Raw genomic sequence first — 7,953 nt, forward strand, 5'->3', positions numbered from 1 at the left:
AGTCAGTTCCTGGCTTTGCAGTTCCTCGATCAACGTCTTGAACCGGCCGCGAAGCTCGACCTCGTCGACGCCGAGAAATCCTGGCTTGGCAATATCGGGAAAATCCCGTCGCAGGTCATCGATCGCGTCAGCCCGCAGCACGCAGGGGCTCAACAGAAAGTCATAAGGCTCCCGCGAACGCTTGGCGCTTCGAATGGCAGTGAGATCGATGGTCTTCATCGACATCGTCAGCCTTCCTCAAAGCCAATTTTACCAGGGTCCGCGGTCCCGAGCCATACCTCTGTCGCGCCATCTGCTCAGTCTCACTCGCGGAGGAGGCATTCACGCACGGTCGCTAGGCGATCCCGGTCGAGGCAGCCTTGCTCGGATCGTTGAGGGTGCTCCGATCGCTCACACGATTTCGATGCGCGGCTCGAGATTGGTGAGCTTGCCGAGGGCGCGGACGCGTCCGATCAGGCGATCGCTGGCAAGTTCCTTCAAATCGGAGGGCAGTTGCAGGAMGATCTGATCACCACGCGCCAGAAGCGGCGTGCGAGGCAAAATCCCCTCCATGGCGACGGAGACCGGATAGGCAATCCGCATCATCGCCGCCAGAAGCCGCGCCCGCTCCATCAGACGCGCGCCTGCGAGCGTCTTGATGCGTGAACTGACTTTGTCGGGCGAAAGGCCCTCGTGCCGGAAAAAAATCGCCAGAGCAAGGTATGCCCGCCCTGGGTGATCGATGCCGGAAAAGGCTCCGTAGGCGATCAGATTGAGGCTTTGCTCGCCGCGATAATCGGGGTGGGCGCGCCATCCGATATCGGCGAGAAGACACGCCGCATGTCGAAGTCGCTTTTCATTGTCGCTTTCCGGCAAAGCGATCGATTCCAGAAAACGGCATGTCCAGTCCCACAGCTYGTCCCCGTGCCGCGCCGAGCGTGACCGCAGGAGGTTGAGGTCGCTCGCGGCCGACAGGAGGGGATCGCTGTCCCGAACTGCAGGATCGAGTTTGTCATAGAGCAATCCCTCGCGGACGCCGAGGGCCGACACCGCGACTTCCTTCGGATGACCGAGACGAAGGATTTCCTCCAGAACGATGGCGCCATACGCCAACAGAGGCCGGCGTGCCTCGGAGACGCTCTCGATGTCCTTGAGCGCCTTGGCGTCGACCCGTTCGACGAGATGCAGAAAGTCCAGACCGTCGTCGGGCTTGATGGTGTAACCATGCATGACATGCAGCGGGTAATCCCGCGCCGCCTGATGGAGACGCGCCAAAGCGCGCCAGGTCCCGCCGACCGCGTAGAAGGTGCGTCCCCGCAAGTGATGAAGATGCTCGATCTGTCGCTCGAGGGCGGAGCGGACGATCTTTTGCGCCTTCTTCAGCGAGCCGCCGCTCAGGTCCTGCAGCGCGAGACCGCCGAGCGGCATCGTCACGCCCTCCCCGACGATCTTGCCCGCCACGTCGACCAGTTCGAGAGAGCCGCCGCCGAGATCGCCGACGAGACCATCCGGTTCATAGAATCCCGAGACCACGCCGTACGCGGAGAATTGCGCTTCTTTCGCGCCGGACAGAAGCATGACCTTTTGCCCGCAGGCTAGCGCCGCCGCCTTTAGGAATGCTGGGCCGTTGGTCGCGTCGCGCGCTGCTGCGGTCGCAAGCACGAAGACTTTCGAGACGTCCATGATCTCGCACAGCACGCGGAAGCGCGCCAAGGCGCGCAGGGCGCGCTCGACCGCGTCGTCGTCCAGCCGGCCCGTGGTCGCCACGTGGCGACCGAGACCGCACAGAACTTTCTCGTTGTAGATCGGCGTCGGCGAACGGGTGATGCCTTCATAGGCCACCAATCGAACCGAGTTCGAGCCGATGTCGATGATGGCGACCGGACGGCCGACCTTCAGACGTCCCTGTGCTTCCCGCGACGGCATCGCTAGCGCTGCCCCCGTTTAGCGAGGGCGCGCGGGCTCGACGTCTTGAGGGATTTGCCGCGTCCGGACAGGCTTGGATTGGTCATGAAATACTTATGTGCGTTGAACGGTTCTTCGCCCTTCGATGGAACGATGCGGCGGCTCGTGCCGTCAGCCAGAACCGTCCAGCTCTGTTCGTTGTCGAGCAGGTTGGCGAGCATGATCTGGTCGAGCACCTGTTGGTGAACCGTGGGATTGAGGATGGGCAGGAGGGCTTCCACGCGACGTTCGAGATTGCGCTGCATCAGATCCGCCGACGAGATGTAGACATGCGCCTTCGGATTGGGCAGCGCTYGTCCGTTGCCGAACGCGTAGATGCGCGTGTGTTCGAGAAAGCGTCCGACGATCGACTTGACGCGGATATTGTCCGATAGCCCCTTGATGCCGGGCCGCAGGCAGCAGATGCCGCGCACGATCAGATCGATCTGCACGCCGGCGGCGCTTGCGTCATAGAAGGCGTCGATGATGTTTTGGTCGACGAGGGAATTGCATTTCGCCCAGATCGAAGCCGGACGCCCCGCCTTGGCGTGGGCGATCTCTTCGTCGATATGCTGCAGGAGGCGCTTCTTCAGCGTCAACGGGGAGACCGCCATGCGCTCGAGTTCGGCAGGCTCCGCGTACCCGGTGACGTAATTGAAGATGCGCGACACGTCGCGGCTGATCACCGGATCGGCCGTGAAGAACGAGAGATCCGTATAAACCCGCGCCGTGATCGGGTGATAATTACCCGTGCCGACGTGGCAATAGGTGATCAGCTGGCCGCCTTCGYGCCGCACCACCATGGAGAGCTTGGCGTGGGTTTTGAGCTCGATGAATCCGAACACGACCTGAGCGCCGGCGCGCTCCAGATTGCGGGCCCAGAAGATATTGGCCTCCTCGTCGAAGCGCGCTTTCAGTTCGACGAGTGCCGTCACGGATTTGCCGGCCTCCGCCGCTTCGGCGAGCGCCGCGACGATGGGCGAGTCCGACGACGTCCGGTAGAGCGTCTGCTTGATTGCCACGACGTTCGGATCGCGCGCCGCCTGTCGGAGGAACTGCACCACTGCGTCGAAAGATTCATACGGGTGATGAACGATGATGTCCTTCTCCCGAATGGCAGCGAAACAATCGCCGCTATGCTCGCGAATGCGCTCGGGGAAGCGTGGATTGTAAGGTTTGAATTTCAGATCCGGCCGATCGAGGCCGACGAGCTGCGATAATTCGTTGAGAGCCAGCATGCCTTCGACGACGAACAGCTCGTCCTCGAGGGAAATCTCCGATTCCTCCGCGACGAAATGCCGGAGATCCTCCGGCATCGCAGCTTCGACCTCGAGCCGGATCACGCTGCCGCGGCGGCGCTGTTTCAAGGCCGTCTCGAACAGACGAACGAGGTCTTCCGCCTCTTCTTCGACTTCGAGGTCGGAATCGCGGATGACGCGGAACGCCCCCTGCCCTTGGACGCTGTAACCGGGAAAGAGCCGCGCCGTGTAGAGGACGATGACCTGCTCCAATGCGATGAATCGCGTCGCGCCGGTCTCGGCGAGATCCGGCAGCCTGATGAAACGCTCGACCTYCGAGGGCAAACGGATAAGCGCATTGAGCACTTTCCCGTCGCTTTGCCGAACGAGCTTGAGGGCGATGGACAAACCGAGATTGGGAATGAACGGGAAGGGATGGGCCGGATCGATGGCGAGCGGCGTCAGAACCGGAAAGATGTGGTTGAGGAAATAATCTTCGAGCCAGACGGCTTCAAGTTTCGCAAGATCGGGGCCGTCGACGAGAACGATCCCCTCCTCGAACAAGGCCTCACGAAGATCACGCCAACGTCGCTGCTGGTCGGACGCCAGAACCGAAACTTCGGCGGCGATCTTCGTCAGCTGCTCCTGCGGCGTCAGCCCGTCCTGCGAGAGCGTACCGACGCCCGACCGCACCTGCCCGCGCAAGCCCGCGACGCGAACCATGAAGAATTCGTCCAGGTTCGCGGCCGAAATCGACAGAAAGCGCAATTGTTCGAGATAAGGGTGATTGCGGTTGGAGGATTCCTCGAGCACTCGCCGATTGAACTGCAACCACGAGAGCTCGCGATTGACGAAGCGCTGCGGAAACTGTCGCAGGGCGGCCCCGTCCAGTTCCACATCCGGTGGCGCCTTTGGCATAGGCGCATCGGTGACGATTTCGACTTCCTCGAGAATGAGATCGTTCGCCACGGACCGTTCCTCCGCTTTCTTTCGCGGTGTCCGCTTTGCCTCGGACTTGATGACGGTTTGACGACGTTTCGACGACAGGGTCTTCACTCGTTCTCTTCCGTTTCCTGGTCACCTGTTTCCTGGACGCTGCCGAGAATTTCGACGGCGATGGCGCGAGAGACCCGTCGCCCTCGGCTCAGAGCCTCCTGATCGAGAAGCGAAACCATCTCGGCCGCCTTGGACAGAGATCGCTCGATCCTCAACGCTATGTAGTCCACCACAGTGGTATCGACCACGAGCTGGCGGTCGATGAACAATTTGACCAGCACGGCCTTCAACAGCGCGTCGTCCGGCGGATCCAGCGTCACGCTCGGTGCAAGGCGAAGTCGGGACAAGAGGTCGGGCGTGTTCAAGCGCCAGCGATCCGGCGATTGTTCGCACGTGATGAGCACGTGCGCCTTGCGCTCTCGCGCTAGATTCAAAAGATGGAACAGGGCCGCCTCGTCGAGATCGGCACGGTCCGCATCTTCGATGGCGAGCGTTCCGCCCGAGATGAGTTCGGGCAGGCTGTCGCCTCCGATGTCGCTGGCGTCGATCGTTCTGGCCCGCGCCTGCGCCGCCCATATCGCCGCCAGATGGCTCTTTCCGCTTCCGCGCGGCCCGATCAGAATGAGGATGTGATCGGGCCAATCGTGCGGCCAGCGCTCGATCAGGCCATACGCCCTCTCGTTCGAGGGGCTGACGAGAAAATCCTCGCGCTCGAAGCGTGGTGCGAGCGGCAGATCGAACGTGAGTTGCTTCGGAGCCTCACCCATCGACGTCCGTTCCTTGCGCTGTGCCGCGATAGAGCGGGCTCGCAAGATACTCGCGCAAAGCGTATCGGGCGACGACGCCGATCGCCGCTGCGAGCGGAACGGCGAGCAACAGCCCGACGAACCCGAACAGCGCGCCGAATGCAAGCAGGGCAAACATCAACCAGACCGGATGGAGACCGACGGAATCGCCCACGAGCTTGGGCGACAGAATGTTTCCTTCGACGAACTGGCCGAAAACGAAGACGGCGAGCGTGGCGATGATCCACGTCCATTCAGGCCAGAACTGAACGATCGCGACGCCGACGGAAAGGATCAGGCCTGTAAGAGACCCCACGTAGGGGATGAAGCTCAGCACACCCGACGCCATGCCGATCAGGGCGCCGAAATTCACCCCGATGATGCTCAAGCCGATGGCATAGAACGAGCCGAGGATGAAACAGACCAACGCCTGTCCGCGCACGAAGCCGGCAATGGCGCGATCGATATCGCGAAAGATGTCCCTGATCGTGTCGCGACGGTGCAGAGGAAGCCAGGAATCGACCGTGTTCACCATGCGATCCCAATCGACCAGCATGTAGAAAGCGACAACCGGGGTAACGACGAGGAGTGCCGCGATATTGACGAGCGCCGCGCCCCCGGACAGGAGCGATTGGAGGAATGTCCCGAGCCACTGGATGCCCTGGGAGATGAGGTTGCCGACCGAGGTCTGGATTTCGGAGAGGGCACTCGAACCGCCGATCTTCTCGATGAGCGGACCGCCTTCCTGCACCGCCAGTTGCTGGAGCCGCGCCACGTAGCCGGGGAGTTTCTCCACGAACGCACCGACTTGCTGGGCAATCAAGGGCACCAGAATGACAAGGGTGACGATGAAGAGGAGCACGAACAGCACGAGAATGATCAGGCTGGCGCCAAGTCGACCGAGGCCGATGCGCTGGAGCCTGTCCGCGAGGGGATCGAGCAGGTAGGCCAAAGCGAACCCGGCCACGAACGGAAGCAGAATTCCCCTCAGGACGACGAGCATCAGGACAAAGAATGCCAGCGCGACAAGCCAAAAAAAGATCTGCCTTTGCAGCGTCATGAAAGTCTCGTTTCCTCGCGCGGGCGACATCGGGCCGCTCCGGGCTCAAGCTCACTACCGAGATAGGCACCAGGGGCGGCGACGGTCAAGGCGGCAACCGGAGCCGTTGTTCCCTGTGCAAAACGCCGGCTGCTCGCCAGGCGAGCCGAAAGGCCGGCACAAAGCCATCGTTTCGCGACGGGAAGCGGCTCGGCAGGCCTTGAAACTCCTTGCCTCCGGCCCGCACTCGTCTTACTGCCCCTTTCAAACGGGGATAGCGATGACCAAGAACCCGCCGAATGGCCTCACCTATGCCGAAGCCGGCGTCGATATCGACGCGGGAAACGCCATGGTCGACCAGATCAAACCGTTGGTGCGAGCCACCCGGCGGCCCGGCGCCGATGCCGAAATCGGTGGATTCGGCGGGTTGTTCGATCTCAAGGCCGCCGGTTTCAAGGACCCGATCCTGGTGGCGGCCAATGACGGCGTGGGCACGAAGGTCAAGATCGCGATCGATACCGGCATCCACGACACGATTGGCATCGACCTCGTCGCCATGTGCGTCAACGACATTATCGTCCAGGGCGCCGAACCCCTGCTCTTTCTGGATTATTTTGCGACCGGCAAGCTGTCGCCGGAGGTTGGCGTCCACATCGTCAAAGGGATCGCGGAAGGCTGCCGACTAGCCGGCTGTGCCCTGATCGGTGGCGAAACCGCCGAGATGCCCGGCCTTTACGCCAAGGGCGACTATGACCTCGCTGGGTTTGCCGTCGGCGCCGCCGAGCGCGGAACTCTCTTGCCGAAAACCGTCAAGGTGGGAGACGTCCTAATCGGATTGCCGTCCGCCGGCGTCCATTCCAACGGATTCTCCCTCGTGCGGCGGATCGTCGAGATGTCCGGCCTCGGTTGGGCGGACCCGGCTCCCTTCGCCGCGGGCGCGACCCTGGGAGCGGCCCTGCTCGAACCGACCCGGATCTATGTGAAGGCGCTCCTCTCGACCCTGCGCGCGACAGGCGGCATCAACGCACTCTGCCACATCACGGGCGGTGGGTTTCCCGACAACATTCCCCGCGTGTTGCCTGATGGTATCGGCGTCCGCCTCGATCTCGATGCCATCCCGGTTCCGCCGGTCTTCGGCTGGCTCGCGCGCACCGGAGGTGTCGCGGAGGCCGAGATGTTGCGTACGTTCAATTGCGGCATCGGCATGATCGCTTTCGTCGACGCCGACAGTGCGGAGGACGTCATGATTCGTCTGCGCCAAGCAGGCGAGCAGCCAGTTAAGATCGGCGAAACGATTTCACACACGGACGGCGAGCCGGTGCAGACGACGGGACATCTGACGCTTTGATGAACCGCCGCATCGCCATCCTGATTTCCGGGCGCGGATCGAACATGATCTCGCTCATCGAGGCGGCCGCCGATCCGGCGTTTCCGGCCGAGATCGCATTGGTCCTGTCGAACCGTCCGGAGGCGGCCGGTCTCTCTCGCGCACGAGACGCCGGAATCGAAGCGCTGGCGATCGATCACAAGGCCTTTGCCGACCGCGAGACTTTCGAACAGGCGCTCGATCGAGCCCTGACCGACCATCGTATCGACTTCGTCTGTCTTGCTGGGTTCATGCGAGTCATGACGCCATGGTTCGTGGAACGGTGGGCGGGCAAGATGATCAACATCCACCCATCCCTGCTGCCACTCTTTCGCGGCACGCACACACATGAGCGCGCCATCGCCGAGGGCGTTCTCGTTCATGGCTGCACGGTGCATTTCGTGGTGCCGGAACTCGATGCCGGACCGATCGTCGCTCAGGCCGTCGTGCCCGTGGTGCCCGGTGACACGCCCGACACGCTGGCGAACCGCGTTCTGGGACAGGAGCACGTGCTCTATCCGCAAGCCTTGCGCATGATCTGCGATGGTCGCGCGCGGCTGGACAATGGGCGCGTGACTTTCTCAGAGAGTTGGAGTGCCGCGAATG

The 7,953-nt window shown here is 62.3% G+C and carries 6 protein-coding genes and 1 pseudogene; 2 read left to right on the top strand and 5 right to left on the bottom strand.

Translation table 11 applies throughout. The features are described from left to right. The 5 genes and pseudogenes from AC1DT3_RS07645 to AC1DT3_RS07665 all read right to left on the bottom strand — a co-directional run. A pseudogene (locus tag AC1DT3_RS07645) lies at positions 1 to 225 on the bottom strand (2OG-Fe(II) oxygenase); the annotation flags it as partial. Between the two features lie 165 nt (positions 226 to 390). Next, positions 391 to 1,905: an exopolyphosphatase gene (gene ppx, locus AC1DT3_RS07650; RefSeq protein ID WP_477464656.1), complete on the bottom strand. Its 1,515-nt coding sequence runs from the start codon at positions 1,903 to 1,905 to the stop codon at positions 391 to 393. Between the two features lie 2 nt (positions 1,906 to 1,907). Continuing rightward, the gene (locus AC1DT3_RS07655) at positions 1,908 to 4,079 is read right to left on the bottom strand and encodes an RNA degradosome polyphosphate kinase (RefSeq protein WP_477464661.1); all 2,172 of its coding nucleotides are present in this window, start codon (positions 4,077 to 4,079) and stop codon (positions 1,908 to 1,910) included. Positions 4,080 to 4,213: 134 nt separating this feature from the next. Next, on the bottom strand, positions 4,214 to 4,924 hold the full coding sequence (locus AC1DT3_RS07660) for a P-loop NTPase family protein (protein WP_477464657.1): 711 nt from the start codon (positions 4,922 to 4,924) through the stop codon (positions 4,214 to 4,216). Continuing rightward, positions 4,917 to 6,002, bottom strand: coding sequence for an AI-2E family transporter (locus tag AC1DT3_RS07665; RefSeq protein ID WP_477464658.1), 1,086 nt, complete (start codon positions 6,000 to 6,002; stop codon positions 4,917 to 4,919). Before AC1DT3_RS07665 ends, AC1DT3_RS07660 begins: the two co-directional genes overlap by 8 nt. A 259-nt stretch (positions 6,003 to 6,261) precedes the next feature. Here AC1DT3_RS07665 and purM point away from each other — a divergent pair, with 259 nt between their 5' ends. Both purM and purN read left to right on the top strand, forming a co-directional pair. Beyond that, the gene (gene purM, locus AC1DT3_RS07670) at positions 6,262 to 7,329 is read left to right on the top strand and encodes a phosphoribosylformylglycinamidine cyclo-ligase (protein ID WP_477464659.1); all 1,068 of its coding nucleotides are present in this window, start codon (positions 6,262 to 6,264) and stop codon (positions 7,327 to 7,329) included. After that, on the top strand, positions 7,329 to 7,953 hold a 625-nt coding region (gene purN, locus AC1DT3_RS07675; RefSeq protein ID WP_477464660.1), incomplete at its 3' end, for a phosphoribosylglycinamide formyltransferase. The genes purM and purN, both read left to right, overlap by 1 nt.

The organism is Microvirga sp. P4_G7 (assembly GCF_056401005.1).

What these genes read in the sequence shown, in the direction of transcription:
- AC1DT3_RS07660 (WP_477464657.1), bottom strand. Translation starts at nt 4,924, where the DNA reads ATGGGTGAGGCTCCGAAGCAACTCACGTTCGATCTGCCGCTCGCACCA.
- AC1DT3_RS07665 (WP_477464658.1), bottom strand. Translation starts at nt 6,002, where the DNA reads ATGACGCTGCAAAGGCAGATCTTTTTTTGGCTTGTCGCGCTGGCATTC.
- purM (WP_477464659.1), top strand. Translation starts at nt 6,262, where the DNA reads ATGACCAAGAACCCGCCGAATGGCCTCACCTATGCCGAAGCCGGCGTC.